General features: G+C 43.8%; 20 protein-coding genes. 12 read left to right on the top strand and 8 right to left on the bottom strand.

Annotated features, from left to right (window positions below):
* Window positions 1–57: 57 nt before the first annotated feature.
* From C3B73_RS02435 to C3B73_RS02470, 8 genes are all read right to left on the bottom strand, one after another.
* Window positions 58–2,091 carry a DUF349 domain-containing protein gene (locus C3B73_RS02435; protein WP_103664048.1) on the bottom strand — a complete coding sequence of 678 codons (2,034 nt, stop codon included), beginning with the start codon at window positions 2,089–2,091 and terminating at the stop codon, window positions 58–60.
* Window positions 2,092–2,313: 222 nt separating this feature from the next.
* Complete coding sequence (locus C3B73_RS02440) at window positions 2,314–3,135, bottom strand: mechanosensitive ion channel family protein (RefSeq protein WP_198597258.1); 822 nt, start codon at window positions 3,133–3,135, stop codon at window positions 2,314–2,316.
* A 113-nt stretch (window positions 3,136–3,248) separates the two neighbouring features.
* Complete coding sequence (locus C3B73_RS02445; protein ID WP_103664050.1) at window positions 3,249–3,434, bottom strand: CsbD family protein; 186 nt, start codon at window positions 3,432–3,434, stop codon at window positions 3,249–3,251.
* A gap of 108 nt (window positions 3,435–3,542) precedes the next feature.
* Window positions 3,543–4,046 carry a Dps family protein gene (locus C3B73_RS02450; RefSeq protein WP_103664051.1) on the bottom strand — a complete coding sequence of 168 codons (504 nt, stop codon included), beginning with the start codon at window positions 4,044–4,046 and terminating at the stop codon, window positions 3,543–3,545.
* Between the two features lie 185 nt (window positions 4,047–4,231).
* A complete protein-coding gene (locus C3B73_RS02455) occupies window positions 4,232–4,582 on the bottom strand; it encodes a hypothetical protein (protein WP_103664052.1) in 351 nt (116 codons plus the stop codon).
* 146 nt (window positions 4,583–4,728) lie between these two features.
* Window positions 4,729–5,235, bottom strand: a complete 507-nt coding sequence (locus tag C3B73_RS02460) for a SixA phosphatase family protein (RefSeq protein WP_103664053.1) — start codon at window positions 5,233–5,235, stop codon at window positions 4,729–4,731.
* Entirely contained in the window at window positions 5,232–6,152 is a 921-nt protein-coding gene (locus tag C3B73_RS02465) for a YihY/virulence factor BrkB family protein (RefSeq protein WP_103664054.1), read from the bottom strand. The genes C3B73_RS02460 and C3B73_RS02465 overlap by 4 nt, the downstream gene beginning before the upstream one ends.
* Before the next feature lie 10 nt (window positions 6,153–6,162).
* Window positions 6,163–7,458 carry an MATE family efflux transporter gene (locus tag C3B73_RS02470; protein ID WP_103664055.1) on the bottom strand — a complete coding sequence of 432 codons (1,296 nt, stop codon included), beginning with the start codon at window positions 7,456–7,458 and terminating at the stop codon, window positions 6,163–6,165.
* Window positions 7,459–7,634: 176 nt separating this feature from the next.
* On the opposite strand from C3B73_RS02470, the gene C3B73_RS02475 reads away from it, so the two are divergent.
* The 12 genes from C3B73_RS02475 to C3B73_RS02530 all read left to right on the top strand — a co-directional run bounded on the left by C3B73_RS02475 (window position 7,635) and on the right by C3B73_RS02530 (window position 16,007).
* Window positions 7,635–8,108 carry a hypothetical protein gene (locus C3B73_RS02475; RefSeq protein ID WP_103664056.1) on the top strand — a complete coding sequence of 158 codons (474 nt, stop codon included), beginning with the start codon at window positions 7,635–7,637 and terminating at the stop codon, window positions 8,106–8,108.
* The gene (locus C3B73_RS02480; RefSeq protein ID WP_103664057.1) at window positions 8,108–8,968 is read left to right on the top strand and encodes a hypothetical protein; all 861 of its coding nucleotides are present in this window, start codon (window positions 8,108–8,110) and stop codon (window positions 8,966–8,968) included. The genes C3B73_RS02475 and C3B73_RS02480 overlap by 1 nt, the downstream gene beginning before the upstream one ends.
* Window positions 8,969–9,052: 84 nt before the next feature.
* Window positions 9,053–9,607 (top strand): 16S rRNA (guanine(966)-N(2))-methyltransferase RsmD, encoded by a 555-nt coding sequence (rsmD, locus tag C3B73_RS02485; protein WP_103664058.1) that lies wholly within the window; start codon window positions 9,053–9,055, stop codon window positions 9,605–9,607.
* A 10-nt stretch (window positions 9,608–9,617) separates the two neighbouring features.
* The gene (gene coaD, locus C3B73_RS02490; RefSeq protein ID WP_198597259.1) at window positions 9,618–10,112 is read left to right on the top strand and encodes a pantetheine-phosphate adenylyltransferase; all 495 of its coding nucleotides are present in this window, start codon (window positions 9,618–9,620) and stop codon (window positions 10,110–10,112) included.
* Between the two features lie 114 nt (window positions 10,113–10,226).
* Entirely contained in the window at window positions 10,227–11,426 is a 1,200-nt protein-coding gene (locus C3B73_RS02495; protein WP_103664060.1) for a pyridoxal phosphate-dependent aminotransferase, read from the top strand.
* Between the two features lie 60 nt (window positions 11,427–11,486).
* A complete protein-coding gene (locus tag C3B73_RS02500; RefSeq protein ID WP_103664061.1) occupies window positions 11,487–11,720 on the top strand; it encodes a hypothetical protein in 234 nt (77 codons plus the stop codon).
* Entirely contained in the window at window positions 11,710–12,012 is a 303-nt protein-coding gene (locus tag C3B73_RS14185; protein WP_103664062.1) for a type II toxin-antitoxin system RelE/ParE family toxin, read from the top strand. The genes C3B73_RS02500 and C3B73_RS14185 overlap by 11 nt, the downstream gene beginning before the upstream one ends.
* Window positions 12,013–12,152: 140 nt before the next feature.
* Complete coding sequence (locus C3B73_RS02510) at window positions 12,153–12,440, top strand: FmdB family zinc ribbon protein (protein ID WP_103664063.1); 288 nt, start codon at window positions 12,153–12,155, stop codon at window positions 12,438–12,440.
* A gap of 76 nt (window positions 12,441–12,516) precedes the next feature.
* Window positions 12,517–13,089: a GbsR/MarR family transcriptional regulator gene (locus tag C3B73_RS02515; protein WP_103664064.1), complete on the top strand. Its 573-nt coding sequence runs from the start codon at window positions 12,517–12,519 to the stop codon at window positions 13,087–13,089.
* Entirely contained in the window at window positions 13,082–13,447 is a 366-nt protein-coding gene (locus C3B73_RS02520) for a YraN family protein (protein WP_103664065.1), read from the top strand. Before C3B73_RS02515 ends, C3B73_RS02520 begins: the two co-directional genes overlap by 8 nt.
* A gap of 112 nt (window positions 13,448–13,559) precedes the next feature.
* Window positions 13,560–15,320, top strand: coding sequence for a DNA polymerase/3'-5' exonuclease PolX (polX, locus tag C3B73_RS02525; RefSeq protein ID WP_103664066.1), 1,761 nt, complete (start codon window positions 13,560–13,562; stop codon window positions 15,318–15,320).
* 69 nt (window positions 15,321–15,389) lie between these two features.
* On the top strand, window positions 15,390–16,007 hold the full coding sequence (locus tag C3B73_RS02530) for a flavin reductase family protein (RefSeq protein WP_103664067.1): 618 nt from the start codon (window positions 15,390–15,392) through the stop codon (window positions 16,005–16,007).
* The last annotated feature ends 1 nt before the right edge of the window (window position 16,008 follow it).

Below are 16,008 nucleotides of genomic sequence, written 5' to 3' on the forward strand. Positions count from 1 at the left end.
TTTGTATGCCAAATATATAGCCAATATTAAATCATGCCCATTATAATAAAGTAATATTTATTCTTCCTCATCCTGACCTTCATCATCCCCATCATCAGCAGACCGTTTTAACTGGTCGATCTCTTTTTTCAGTTCAATGATGCGATCCTGTTTTTCCTCGATCGCTTTATCTGCCTTATCAATTTTTTCCTGGATCTCATCCAGAAGGGCATTACCGCGGTTGGTTGGCTTAAAGTAGGTCTTAGCTTCCTGATATTGTATCATTTCACTTTCCAGTCGGGATACATCTTTCTTCAGTTTATCGCGTTCTTTCTGAAACTTGATGATATCTTTTCTGGTATCCGGGTCGATACCCTGATTGGCAAGTTTTTTCTCCATTCCAAGATCTGAACCCAGGGCTCTGTATCGATCGTAGATCACATCACAGGCTTCCCGGTATTGCTTCCAGATCTTATTCTTCATTTTGATGGGCACATAGCCAATGTCCTTGAATTGCTGTTGCAGTTCTTTGGCTTCCTGAACCGCCAGTGCCGGATCCTCATGCTCACCCAGTTCCCTGAGCTTTTCAAGGATCTCCTCTTTTTTAGCGAGATTTTCTTTCTGATCTTTACGCTGACCTTTGAATGCTTCACGGCGCCGGTCATAAAATTCATCCATCGCTCCCTTGAACTGCTTCCAGATCTTGGAAGACTTTTTACGCGGAACCGGTCCGATCTTCTTCCATTGCCCCATCAGGCTCTGCATGGTCTGGTGACCTTTATCAAAATCGTCTGTTTCCTTGACTTCATTAGCTTTCTCGATCAGCTTAAATTTCTTCTCAAGGTTTTCCTCTTCCTGCTCTCTCAGAAGATCAAGATTATCAGACTTCACCTCGTTGAATTTATCTGTGGCCGCCTTGAACTTCTCCCACATCTCATTTTCATCTTTCTGAGGAAGATTACCGGCTTTTTTCCATGCTTTATGAAGCTTATTAACCTTTCGGGCTGCCTTGGCGATGTTTTCCTGATCAACCAAAGCCTCAGCTTCTTTCACCAGCTTTTTCTTCTTCTCGAGCGCTTTCTCGATCACTTCCCGGTACTTCTTATCAACCTTGAACCGGATCTCATTGAACGTATCCTGCACCTTGTTGAACCGGTCCCACAGAGGCTGATTCTTATCGGACGGTACGCGGCCAACTTTTCTCCATTGGGAGATCAATTTGTTAAACTCATCCTCGAGTTCTTCAAAATCAGGACTTTCATCCTCGAGTTTCTTAACCAAGGCATCCATCTTATCTAACAGCAGCAGTTTCAGCTCCAGGTTCTCTTCTTCTTTCTGCAGTTTCTTAACGAGGCGATCCACTTTGTGATCTTCAAACTCATCCATGAGTTCCTTGAAGCGCTCATCCAGCGTTTCAACTTCACCCTGTGGCAAAAGTTTAATGGACTCCCACTGCCCTTTGATCTTTCCTACCTCTTTGGTGGCCGTCCAATTCTCTTCATTTACAATATCAGAAAGCGATTTTAAAAGCTCTTTTTTACGGGCAAGATTCTCTTCCTTCTTACGATTAAGCTCTTCATAATGAGCCCGCTTCTTTTCTTCAAAATTTTCCCGGAGCTCTTCAAATTCCCCTATCATTGACTTCACCTTTTCACTGGCTGACTCAGGACCTTCCGTGATATTTTGAGCCATATTTGCCAGTTCGGTAGTCACAAAAGCCCAGTCGGTTTGCTCAACAAGTTCTTTGGCTCTATCTACGATGTCTGAGTAAAATACCTCAGCCGATTCTTCATCTTCACCCTCATCTACTTCAGATCCATCTGAGGCTTCTGTAACTTCAGGTTCAGATTCCTCAGTAGTTTCATCCGCAGTATCTGAACTTTCCTCTGCATTCGGTTCCTCAGATGCAGTTTCAGAGGCTTCACCTGCTTCCTCAGTTACATCTTCAGCAGGGTTATCTTCTGCTGTCGGTTCCTCTGAATTATGCGCTTCAGTTGAATCAGAAGCTGCTTCTGATTCAGGTTGTTCGGATTCAACCGCCTGCTTTTTTTCTTCAGCAGTGATTTCTTCTTTCTTTTCAGAATCGGTATTGTTTTGCTCCAGGTTCTCCACAGTAACCTTCCTTTCCTCGTAGTTCTTTTTGATTTACGGCTCTAAGCCTTCTATTTATTTTAGTGAAGATAATATATCTGCCCGTTCTTTGGCAATTGAAAGGGAAATCTACCCAAATTTAATCGTATCACTTTGGAATCAGTTATTCACCAACTTGAGCGCATAAAAAAAGGTGCACCTTCATGCACCTTTTTTAACGAATTCTGTATGTGAAACTATGATCTATTTCTCCTGAAACAGATGAACGTCTCTTTGCGGAAATGGCATTTCAATACCTTCCTTATCAAGTTCTTCCTTGATCTTTTCGAGATTCTGGAAAAAATAATCCCAGTAATCGCCGGTGCTTGTCCAGGCGCGGGCAGAGAGGTCGAGAGAGCTGTCTCCGAGGTTTGTTAATACCACCACCGGTTCTGCAGGCTCTTTCAATGTTCTTTCATCTGCATTCAATATCCTGAGGATGACCTCACGGGCTTGTTTAACATCGGTATCATAACTTACACCAATAGAAAGATCCGCACGACGGGTATCCTTTGCCGAGTAGTTGGTGATGGAAGAATTAGCGATCTGTCCGTTAGGGATGATGATCGTTTGGTTATGAGGAGTTTTAAGTCCCGTGTGTAAAATATCGATCTTTTCAACCGTTCCTGAATGACCGGTAGCTTCGATAAAATCTCCAACTTTGAATGGTTTGAAGAACAGGATCAAAACACCTCCGGCAAAGTTTGCAAGGCTTCCCTGCAGGGCTAAACCTACGGCCAAACCGGCAGCACCCAATACGGCTATGAATGAGGTCATTTCTATACCCAGCATACCGAGGGCTGTGATATATACCATCACCTTCAGTAAAATAGATACAAGACTCTTAAGGAATGATTTCAGGGCAACATCCACATTGCTTTTGTCTAACCCCTTTCCAACTCCCTTTACAATTAGTTTTACGATCCAAAGACCTACAACCAGTGTGACTATAGCTGCTAACAGTTTTGGGCTGTAAGTCGTCACTATGTTAATAAGATCTTCAGATGAAATATTGAAATTTTCCATTATCTGTATGCCCTTGTTAGTTAATTGGTTATTTTTCTAATATGAACAAATTTTATGACATTTTCTCATAAAAAAAGGAGGCAACAGCCTCCTTTTTCAATCTTAAATTGGTGTTAAAGATCTGCCAATTCTTTTTTGATCTCATCTTTGGTTTTACCCAGTTTCTTCTGCAACCGACCAAAGAGCTCATCCTCTTTGCCTTCCGTAAAGACCAGGTCATCATCGGTCAGATCAGAATACTTTTGTTTGAGTTTACCTTTTAATTCGTTCCAGTTTCCTTTTATGGTCAGGTCATTCATAATGATTCACCTAATTTCTTTGAATTAGAATTGATTCTAAATAAAAAATTAGTGGTCACTTAGTGGGATATGAACTCCCTGTTCTAAGCAACCACTAATCAGGGATGGTTATTCTTCTAAGTGACTTCTGAGCATCCATGCCGTTTTGGAATGAATGGTAAGGCGCTCGGTCAGGAGGTCAATAGTGGCTTCATCTTCGGCTTCATTTGCCGGTTTTAAAGCCTCGCGTGCAGTTCTTATGACCTGCTCATTTGCCGCCGTCAACCGACGTACCATTTCGAGAGCCTTAGGTCGGTCGGTATCCTCTTCTATAGAAGTGATCTCATTGAATTCCTTAAAGGTACCCGGTGCCCTGAAACCCAGCGCTCTGATACGTTCAGCGATCTCATCAATAGCTTCAGCCAGTTCGGTATATTGTTCTTCAAACTGCTCGTGCAGCTGATGAAATAACTCGCCGGTCACATTCCAATGGTAATTGTGTGTCTTTAAATACAGCAGATAGGAATCCGCCAATACCCTGGATAATCCCGCTGCGATCTTTTCTCTGTGTTCTTCGGAAATTCCAATATTAACTTTCATGGTCTCAACTCCGTTTAGTGTATCAACGCTCATAACTTGTATTCTTTTCTTTAAATATTCAGTTATTAAAACACGCTGAGACCTGAATCATTCCGATACTTAAGTGCTTATTAACATAGATTTATAATAGCATCCATAGAAAGTTTCGATCATAAAAAACCCCGTGTTTTTTTTAAAAAAACACGGGGTTGATCTAAAACTCGGTAAATGCAGAGAGCTTACTCTTCTATGCCATAAACTTCCTTCAGTATTCCTTTAGCATTGGCATCGCCGTCTTGCATAACACGGTGCTGAAGGTTGGTAATGATCTCCTGTTCGGCTTTTTCGTAAGCCAGCTCCTTTGCACTTTTTTCTGTATTGGTTCGAACCAGCTCATAAATATCATCGGCTCGTACCACACTGTAGATCTTGTCATCATTAAAAGCATGAGACCGAAGATCTTCAAACTCCTTGAATACACGCGGGAAATCTTCACTGTCTTCTGCCCGGGTAATTATCTCAACATGCTCAGGGCCTTCCGCGCTTAAAGGGGTTTTGCAGAGGTAAAAAAAGTTTTGTTGGTATTGCATCTGCTGTAAATGATTGGGTTTAATTTTTTAGCTGTGCCAATATAACAAATAGTGTACAAAATGTGCCATTTTAGGTGACAGGTTTTATTGGTGAGGCGTTAGGTGTTAGAGGCAAGCCTAATACCTAACACCTAAAAAATTTGTACCTATGTTCTTAAAATTTTCGGGATCATCATCCATTTTATCTGACAGGTGCCCTGCATGACCTCACCCCAGGAATTCGCAAAGCTTTCCAAACAAACGAGAGCAGCGGTTGGCATCCGCACTGCGATCTTGTGTTCTGAACCGGCCAGCAATCCGGCTGTATTTTCAATGATGGGGTTATGGCCGACCATCATGAGGCGCTCATGTTCATCTGAGGCGGCTTGTATTTGCTCTATGTAATCTTTCATTGAGCCATAGTACAGATCCTCATTCCACTGAATTTGATCTTCGCTCATCTCTGCCGACTCTGAAAACAACTTCGTGGTTTGAACCGCTCTTTTGGCAGGCGAGCTGTAAATAACCGCCGGTTGATATCCGATCTCTCGCACAAACTGCCCCATTCGCGGTGCATCATTCAGTCCACGTTCAGCTAATGGCCTCTCAAAATCACTCAACCCCGGTTCGCTCCAGCTGGATTTTGCGTGTCGTAACAATAAGATCTGTTTCATACCTGATTTCCTTGTTTAGTTTCCAGCTCAACCACTTCCACTTTACGGGCGTATTTACCTGCTTCAATAGACCCCTCTGATGACTTGGCCAACACTTTAACCAACTCGATGCCAAAGAAGATGATAATACCCGAATAGTAAACCCACAACATTAAAATGATCACTGAAGAAGAAGCCCCGGATAACTGAGTGAGTGAACTGTTACCGATCACCATACCGACAAGGAATTTACCGAATACCAGCAGTAAGGTTGTAATAAAACTGCCCCAGAACAATGGTTTCCATGGCAACCGAACATCCGGCAGGATGTAAAACATCACCATGATGGCGAACAGGATCATTATGATCGAAAACCCATTACCCACTGCTCCAATCAGTATCACCTGCCCGGTCAATCCTTCAACCGGTACGATATTGAGTAAAGCGGTCATGACAGAATCAACGATCAGGGAGAAGATCATTACTGCACCCATCAGCATGATCATTCCAAATGCCAATGCCCTGTCTCTGAACACTTTAACTACGCCGGCTTCAGGCATCGGCTTCACTTTGAAGATCTGATTGAACGAATATTGCAGCTGTACCAGCATACTGGTTGAGGATATGATCAGAAATACGATACTCAGGATAAGATATAAGAGACTTTCATCATTGGTTTGCACGGTTTCCGCAAGGGTCATAACCCCCTTACTGCTTTCCTCCCCAATATTATTTATCAGGAATTCCCTCAGCTCTGCCATGGCACTTTCGCTTCCAAAAAAGAGTCCTGCCACATACACAGATATAACCACTATCGGAGCCAGCGAGAACAAAGAATAGAAGGCCGTGGCCGCACTGAACTGAAAACAATTGTCTTTTACAAAAGAGTCGAATGTCAGATAGGTCACCTGCCATGCTTTTCTAAGCGATCTGATCATATCAGTTGGTTTAGCTGTTTAAAATTCGGCTTGGAGCATACAGGGTCAATATCACCCCTCGGGCTACCATAAAAGCCGTCATCGCCATCCATAACGCGTGTACTCCCGCAAACGGTTCACTAATATAATATACCGGCACAAATACCAGGATGGTAGCTACCAGCATGGAATTTCTCATGGCAGCCGTGGCCGTGGCTCCTATATAAACTCCATCCCATATAAAGCACACACTATTAACGACAGGTGCCACAATGAGCCAGATCACAACCGTCAAGGCTACTGAGATCACTGTATCCTTGTCGGTGAAGAGAGCCAGTATCTCCGCATCAAAAGTGGCGTAGGTGATGGTTCCAAGCATTCCAAGACCAAGCCCCCAAAGCATATTGGCCTTTACCGCAAGTTTTAAACTTTCCTTATCACCGGCTCCCTTAAAACGACCAACCAGACTTTCAGCAGCATAAGCAAAGCCATCGGTTCCATACGAACTGATGTACCACATTTGCAGCAGGATCGTGTTAGCAGCCAGTACCACATCCCCCATTTCTGCAGATTTTGCCGTGAAAAAAGCATAAGAAAATATCAGGCACAAGGTGCGGATCACGATATCACTGTTGACTGAGAAAAATTTCTTCAACTCTGAAGTCTCGACCAGCTCTCCCCAACTGATATTCAGCTTAATCCCGCCATATTTCTTTTTATAAAGTGTAATAGCCAAACCCAAAGCCAGGAAACTGGCGATCAAACTTCCGGTGGCCACCCCATCAACCGTCATGTTGAACCGGAACACAAAAATGAGATTCAGAACAATATTTACAATATTTAAGAATATCGTCACGATCATCGGATAGGTTGAATTTTGCATACCCAGAAACCAACCATTCAGTCCAAATAAAGCCAGCGTGGCCGGTGCTGCAAAGATCCGGATATGGTAGTACAACCGGGTATATTCTTCCACTTCCGGGGATGCATTAACAATGGCCAGAGATACTTCTATGAGCGGATATTGAAGCATTAAAATAACGACACTGCTTACAGCGGCCACCAAAAGCACTCGCATTAGAATGACCTTTGTTTGGCGGTCATTACCCGCACCATAGGCCTGAGCCACCATTCCGGTGGTTCCCATTCTCAAAAAACCAAAGCCCCAGAAAATAAAATCAAAGATAATACTGCCTACCGCAATGGCCCCCAGATAGTAAACGTGCTCAAGTCGCCCTACCACGGCCGTATCAATAGCCCCAAGCAGCGGTACCGACAGATTACTTATTATATTCGGAATAGCCAGTCTAAGTATTTGCCGGTTCAATGAAAGCGGGTTTTTAATTTTAATGTTAAAAGTCTAAAATAAGGGCATCCGAAGAATAATAAATTCATATTTTTTGAATGCTCTGTAAAGTTGCATATCTATGGGTGTGCATGTATTTTCTTTCTCCAAAAATTCTTGGGAATTAAACTAAATTATCTAACTCATTTGCTTTTCACATGAAAATTGAAACGCGTAACACGATCCTGACTATTGTACTTGGAATAATAATTATTGGGCTTACCTATTGGTTATATGATTCCTTGATCACTCCTTATCAAGAAGTAAAAGAACGAGAGGCGATGACTGAAAAAGTTCGCCAGCGCTTAGTTGACACTAAAGATGCGTTGATTCAGTATGAGTCAGTTCACGAAACTTTCCCTCCAACAGAAGGAGGATTAGACAGTTTGGTTCAATTCCTCAAAACGGATTCTATGATGATCGCTATGGGCGATTCTCTGTTTGGATCTACTTTTGATGTATTCAACCCGGATTCTCTGGTATATTCTCCACAACCTCCATATCCGAAATTTGAGTATGCCCTGAATGATACCCTGCGTCCGCAGATCTACCTGTTGACAATTCCGGGATCTGATGATGCTATCGGTAGCCTTGAACGTACGACCATGCGTAATGCTCCAAACTGGAATTAATGGGTGACCAACCTGCAAATTTAGGTGTTTGTTTTTTTTCCGATCGTTTGTTCTATTCCATCAACGATCCGAATAAAGACAAGCACCTTTTTCGTATCGGCTCGTTTGACTATAATTTCAATGTGATCGATGCCATTACCCGCCAGCAGGATCCCAACTTTTCCCATGTACTTACCACTTTTGAACAATTCCGGGCAGACCATAACATAAAATCGGTTCGGGCCCTGACACACCCTGCACTCGAATGCTGGAGTGTGTTTCCGAAAGTAGTGTACGATAACGCCGATGAACGTGAAGACCACCTTTCCATACTGATGAAAGGTGTTGAGCGTGAAGTTCTGGAACCCACCTGGCACTCCCTTCACAATAACGAGTACAAATTCCTTTCCGTGAGGCGGCGAAATCTCATGGAAGGCTTTGACAAACTGACCAAAGAAGTGGCCACAACCGATTTCAGCAGTGATTTTGAGATGGCCCAAAAATGGTCGGGTTTTGCAAAACCGGGCGGATCCTTTTTAATGATCGGTTGCCACAAGAACGTGATCTCCATTACATCTTATTTGCTCGGCAAGTTCAGAGCAGCTACCTACCTCTCCTTTGATCAGCCGGAAGACCTGCCTTACCACTGGCTTCAATATGCCAAAAACTCAAGCTGGTTGCGAGGGCTGCATGAAACCATTTACCTGTTTGGAATAGACACTCACGATATAGAACAAGCCCTACAGGGTTTTTGGGATGACTCAGCCGAGGTCGTAAAACTAAACACCCTTGAGAGCATTGGGGTGAAGGCCGAAGAAGAAACCTACGGATTTGACCTGACGGCCGCTTTTCCGGCTATTTTACTCAGTCTCGATTTTTGATTTGTGATGTTTAATGCTCCGTTATAAATGTTAAATTACGGGTGTTCACAACTGACATTTATAACTTAAATCAATCCCTCCGCCATGCGGATCATTACAGGAAAATTAAAAGGCCGGCAATTTACCATTCCCAAAGGCCTGGATGTACGCCCCACCACCGACAGAACCAAAGAAAGCATCTTTAATCTGATCGAAGCCCGGGTGTTTATGGAAGGCACTATAATACTCGACCTGTTTGCGGGTTCCGGAAACCTGGGGTTCGAAGCCATTTCTCGTGGGGCAAAACATGTTACAGCCGTTGAACGCGACGCACAGAATGTAAAACAGATCGAAAAGACAGCCAAGGAATTTGGGATAGACAGGCAAATGCGGATCGTCTGCTCGGATGTTCAAAAATTTCTGAGCGGAATGGCAACGCCCCACCACTTTATATTTTGTGATCCTCCCTACGACTATCCATTTATGGATGAGATCATCGAGCAGATCCTGTCAGAAAACTGGCTGACTGAAGAAGGCTGGCTAATGCTGGAACATGATAAATATAAAGACTTCACGGATCACCCAAACTGCACGTTCTCTAAAGCCTATGGCCGCACGATCGTTAGCATCTTTCAAAAGCATCCGGTAGATTCTAAATAAAACACAGATTATGAAAACGATTGCCCTCTACCCCGGTTCTTTTGATCCGATAACCAATGGCCACCTTGATATCCTTAAACGGGCTACAAGATTGTTCGAGAAGGTTATTGTGACGGTTGCCGTTAATAATAAAAAGGATGCCGTATTCAGTGGAGAGGAACGCGTTGAGCTCATCAAAGAATGCATCTCAGGCAAAGAATGGGCCAAAAATGTGACGGTCAATCAGTTTACGGGACTTTTGGTAAACCACGCCCAAAAGATGAACGCAGACACCCTGGTAAGAGGAGTACGTCAGATCTCTGATTTTGAATACGAATTCCGGATGGCGTTAACCAACAAACGGCTGGCGCCGGAAGTGGATACGGTATTCCTGATGCCGGATGAAGAATTTACCTTTATATCTGCTTCCATTGTCAAAGAAGTAGCTTATTGGGACGGGGACCTCAGTTCATTTGTTCCTGAAGTGGTTGCCGAAGCCCTTAAAAATAAATTCCGTGATGGATGAGGGATCAGGCATTAGAGGATATGTAAATTGAATTAACTCTACATTATTTCCATTTACTCTTCCATTCAGGATTCAATAGTATTCACACCAAACACTTTTAATTCACAGTACCACATGATCTCAAAACGAGCACAACAATTACAGCCTTCTGCAACTTTAAAAGTGACCGGCAGAGCCAAAGAATTGAAAAGACAGGGTAAATCGATCGTATCACTCAGTGCCGGGGAACCCGACTTTAAAACCCCTAAACATATTTGTGATGCAGCTATCAAGGCTATTAATGATGGGTTTCATGGGTACACGATGAATCCCGGCACCCCGGAATTGCGTGAAGCTATCTGCCAAAAGCTAAAAAGGGATAACGGACTGGATTATGATCCATCTCAGATCATTTGCTCCAATGGTGCCAAACAATCCGTTGGTTTCAGTATTCTGGCACTGGTTGACCCGGGTGATGAAGTGATCATTCCCGCTCCATACTGGGTTTCTTACCCCGAGATGGTACGATTGGCAGAAGGTACTTCGGTTACCGTCAGAACGTCTTTTGAGAACAATTTTAAACTGACACCTGATCAGCTTGAGGAAGCGATCACGGACAAGACCAAGGCGATCATCCTGTGCTCTCCTTCTAACCCTACCGGTGCTCAGTATACTAAAGATGAGCTGAAGGCCCTTGCAGAGGTCCTTAAGAAACACCCTCAGGTTTATATTATCTCTGACGAGATCTACGAATACATTGTTTTTGACGGAGATCATGTAAGTATCCTAAACGCAGCTCCGGAACTGAAAGATCGGGTGGTTCTGATCAACGGATTTTCAAAAGGCTTTGCCATGACCGGGTGGCGACTTGGGTATCTCGCTGCCAATAATGAGATCGTAAGTGCTGTGTCCAAGATCCAAAGTCAGGAAACCTCGGCTCCTTCATCCATTTCACAAAAAGCCGGGGAAGCGGCCTATACGGGCAATCTTGATGATGTGGTCGCCATGCGAGAACAATTCAAAAAGCGCCGCGATTATTTGGTTGAAGCCCTGAATAACATTGAAGGTGTAAGCTGCTTTACCCCGGGAGGAGCGTTCTATGTATTCCCGGATATCTCTTACTATATCGGAAAAAACAAGCCCGATGGCTCGACCATTGAGTCCTCCACCGACCTTTGCCTCTACCTCCTGGATGAGTTCGGTTTAGCCCTTGTCCCCGGTGATGCCTTTGGTGAACCGAATGGCATCCGCTTGAGCTATGCTGCATCTATGGATGACCTGAAAGAGGCGATCGGCCGACTCAAAAAAGGATTTGAAAGTATTCTTACAGCTTAACCCTGCATTTTGATATAGATTGGGGTTTTATCATATTTAGGATCATAAATCCTTTCAGTCATGCCTTTACAAGAAAAAGATAAAAAACTTGAGATCATCAACTTTGTCTCAGAAACAAATGATTCTGAGGTTATAAACGCTATTCATGATCTACTTGCAGATCACACCGAATCAACTGATTTTTGGGATGAATTATCACCTGATCAAAGATCAAAGATCGAAGAAGGACTTAGAGATATTGAAAAAGGAAAGGTGGTTTCACACAAAGATGTGAAAGCAAAGTATGGCATCTGATGTCACTCTGTTTTGGTCTGAAAAAGCCATTAGGGATCTTGAAAATATTCTTGAATATTTGAAATCAGAATGGACAACTAAGGAAGTAAACCAATTCAGGACAAGCCTAAAATATAGACTCAATCTAATAAAAAATTACCCCAAGCTTTTTAGCCCATCCACTGCAAAACCGAATCTGAGGCGATCCGTTCTTTCTAAACAAACATCCATTTACTATCACATAAATTCTCAAGATCAAAGAGTAACCATCGTTCGTCTTTTTGATAATCGAATGGATATCGGAAAACTTTAGTAGTTTAGAGTGAAGTTGGGACATGTACAGTTCTGAAAGATACATGACACCTTACTAAAAAAAGTTTTGATTGGCACAAATTTTGCAAATCTATCGCTAAAAATTTTCATACTTATTTTATTTACTAAACATACTACAAAATGCCTACTTACGAATATAAACGAGAAGACGGAACCACGTTTGAGATCAGCCAGAAAATGAGCGAACCGGCTCTGACAACCTGTCCAGATACGGGACAGAAAGTAAGGCGTGTCATATCCGGTGGCGGCGGCGTGGTCTACAAAGGAGACGGCTGGTATGTCACCGATTATAAAGATGGCGGACGTAAGTCAGCTTCTACTCCACCGGCTGATTCTTCAGAAAATGGATCTTCAGAAACTAAAGCAGAATCTCCAAAAACAGAGACTGCAAAAGAAGCAAAAGCATAACTCATTAAAGGTTGATCGTTATTCGTATCTTGTTTCAATTATACGAGTAACGATCAACGAATAAACCATCAACCGGATGGAACACAGTAAAGCATATCAGGAAGCCTTGGATCAGTTTGTGCTGCTTTGGGGCGAAATGGCCTCAGCCTGGGGAATCAATAAAACCATGTCCCAGATACATGCCTTGCTGTATGCTGAGTCACACCCCCTGGATACGGATTCGATCATGGATACCCTCGACATCAGTCGCGGTAATGCCAATATGAATCTGCGGCGATTACTCGATTGGGAACTGATCCATAAAACCAGCTACCCCGGTGATCGAAAAGATTACTACTCTGCTGAAACCGATGTCTGGAAGATCGTATCCACCATTATCAGGGAGCGACAACAGCGCGAAATCGCTCCGATCCGCGAAAACCTGGTTAAATGTGTTGAGACCCTTGAAGCGGGCGGACTCGAAGATCAGGAAAGCAAGGAATTCAAAGTTCGGATCGAGAACTATATGGAGTTCCTCGAAATGTTTGAACGCTTTACCGATGCCTTGTTGCCTTACATCAACAAAAAGAATCTCGGATTCCTAAAACAACTTGTGAAGCTGGTGGAGGTCAAGGAGTCTCTCACCGGAAAGAAAAAGAAAGATGACTGACCCCACTCACCGCGAGATCGGAAATACCGGTGAAGATCTGGCCTGTGAGTACCTGCAAGCTAAAGGCTGGGAGATACTGGACCGAAATTACTATTTCGACCGGGCTGAGGTGGATGTGATTGCCAAAGATGGCCCTGTGACCGTGTTTCTTGAAGTGAAACTCAGATCAAGCACCCGCTTCGGTCAGCCTTTTGAATATGTGACCGAACACAAAGTAAGGAATGTATTCAAAGCAGCAGAAGCCTGGGGCAGGGAACATGACTTGAACGACTCCCCAATGAGATTCGATATTATCGGGATCGTGAAGAAAAAAGGTCAGGAACCGGAATTTAATCATATTGAGGATGCTTATAGATAGGTTTTAGGTACAAGGCACAAGGTTATCTCATTTTAAAACCTTGTGCCTTGTACCTCACCTCTTGTACCTTTCCCTCACTTCATCAAAATTATTTAAAACATTCGATCAACTCATGCCCTTTACCAACGACGAAATTGCCTCCAAACTCCGCGAAGTCTCTCAACTCATGCAACTTGCCGGTGAGAACCGATTTAAAGTGATCGCTTTTGACCGCGCAGCTCAAACCATTGAAGGACTTCAAGAAAATATCGATGACTACATTCAGGCAAAAAACCTGACAGACATCAAAGGAGTTGGTAAATCTATTGCCGAAGATATCTACACCCTGGCTGAAACCGGCAAAATGCCCGTACTGGAAGCCTTTAAAGAAAAAGTACCGGAAGGTTTGGTACAGTGGCTGAACATATCCGGGCTTGGGCCGAAAAATGCCTACAAGATCCATAATGAGCTTGGCATCAGTACCATTGAGGAACTGATAGAAAAGATCGAGGATGGCTCGGTGGCTTCCCTTTCAGGTCTGGGGGAAAAATCAGCTGAGAAGATCATGAAATCCATCGAATGGATGGAGAAGTTCAATGAACGCTGCCGACTGGATGAAGCTCAGGCGATCGCTATTCCCATTTTTAACAGCCTGAAAGATCTGGAGGGAGTTCAGAAGATCGAAATCGCCGGTTCCTACCGAAGAGGCCTGGAAACTATCGGTGATATCGACATCCTGATAGCGGCAGAAAAGCAATTTATTGACAACCTTTTTGAGGTGTTCACAAATCACGAGCGTGTGACTGAAGTACTGGGAAGAGGCGATACCAAAAGTTCGGTACGCACCAAAGAAGGGCGGCAAGTGGACCTAAGGATCGTATCCCTGAAGGAATTCCCCGCGGCTCTGATGTATTTTACCGGAAGCAAAGAGCACAACGTTGTGATGAGGCAGCGGGCCCGTGAACGAGGCATGGGGCTGAACGAATACGGACTTTTTAAACTGAACAGTGAAGGGGACACGGACTTTGATGCTCCGGTTGAGTTTAGCAGTGAGTCTGATATTTATGAAAAGCTGGACCTCCATTTTGTGCCTCCGGAATTAAGGGAAGATCGGGGTGAATTCGAGATCTACGACCAACAGGAAACTTTGGATCTTGTTATGGATGATGATATTTGTGGGGTTATTCATGCCCACAGTACCTATAGTGATGGTAAATATTCCATTCGGGAAATGGCCGAAGCATGCATGGAACGTGGCTACGAATATCTTGGCCTCACTGATCACTCCCAAACGGCTGCTTATGCCGGAGGATTGTCAGTGGATGAGATCAAAAAGCAATGGGAAGAGATCGATCAGCTTAATGAGGAATTCAGTGGATCGGGAAAGAACTTCGTGATCTTTAAAGGCATTGAATCTGATATCCTTGCCGATGGCTCGCTTGATTACGAAGATGAGATCCTGGAAGGGTTCGATTTTGTGATCGCCAGTGTGCATCAGTCATTGAATATGCCCCGTGAGGAAATGATGGAGCGTATGCGAAATGCCATCAAAAATCCATACACCCGAATTTTGGGGCATCCTACGGGTCGCCTGCTCCTGAAACGCAACGGCAGTGACCTCGACTTAAATGAGCTGGTTGCATTAGCTGCTGAACACAACACAGCGATAGAGATCAATGCCAGCCCTTACCGGCTGGATATCGACTGGCGTTTTGGAAACAAAGCACGTGAAGTGGGAATGATGACTTCCATCAATCCGGACGCCCATACCATTGAGGGCATTGACGACATTCAGTATGGGGTTCGGGTCGCCCGAAAAGGAAAATTTGGTAAAGACCGGGTTCTGAATACAAGATCAGCAGATGAGGTGATGGATTTCTTTAAAGCCCGCTAAGCTGCGCCTTGCTTGCATTAAAAAAATGGCTACCTTTGGCCTGACCATTAACCTGAAACGTTTCAAAAAGTGATCATCGACAAGTCAAAATTCTCAGAATATGATATTGAAAAACTGGTAAAAGGAACGGTGGTGCCCCGACCTATTGCCTGGGTATCTTCGGTGGGTAAGAGCGGTATTCCAAATCTTGCTCCATACAGTTACTTCAATATCATTTCCACAGAACCGCTGATGTTCATGATCGCCAGCGGGCCGGGAAAGAACGTTGGGAAGTCAGGTGATAAAGACACGCTTTCTAACATCAGGGAAACCGGAGATTTTGTGATCAATATGACTTCTGCCGGACTTGCTGATCAGATGCACCATTGCAGCACGGTGTATCCTAAAGACGTCAGTGAATTTGAAAAAGCAGGCCTAACTGTTGCCAAAAGTGAATTAGTGACCTCACCCCGTGTATTGGAAGCCCCGATCAGCATGGAATGCAAACTTCACAAAGTGCTGGATATCGGTAACTTCAATCAGATCATCGGGGAACTCGTTTGTTACCACATCAAAGATGAAGTGTACCTGGAAAACGATAAGGTCGATTATCAAAAATATGACCCGATCGGCAGGATGGCTGCCAACTATACACACGTTCGCGACCTCTTCTTTCCCGGTGAAGTCGATTCCATTAATCGATCATAGC

This window comes from Gracilimonas amylolytica, assembly GCF_002911695.1.
Classification (GTDB): domain Bacteria; phylum Bacteroidota; class Rhodothermia; order Balneolales; family Balneolaceae; genus Gracilimonas; species Gracilimonas amylolytica.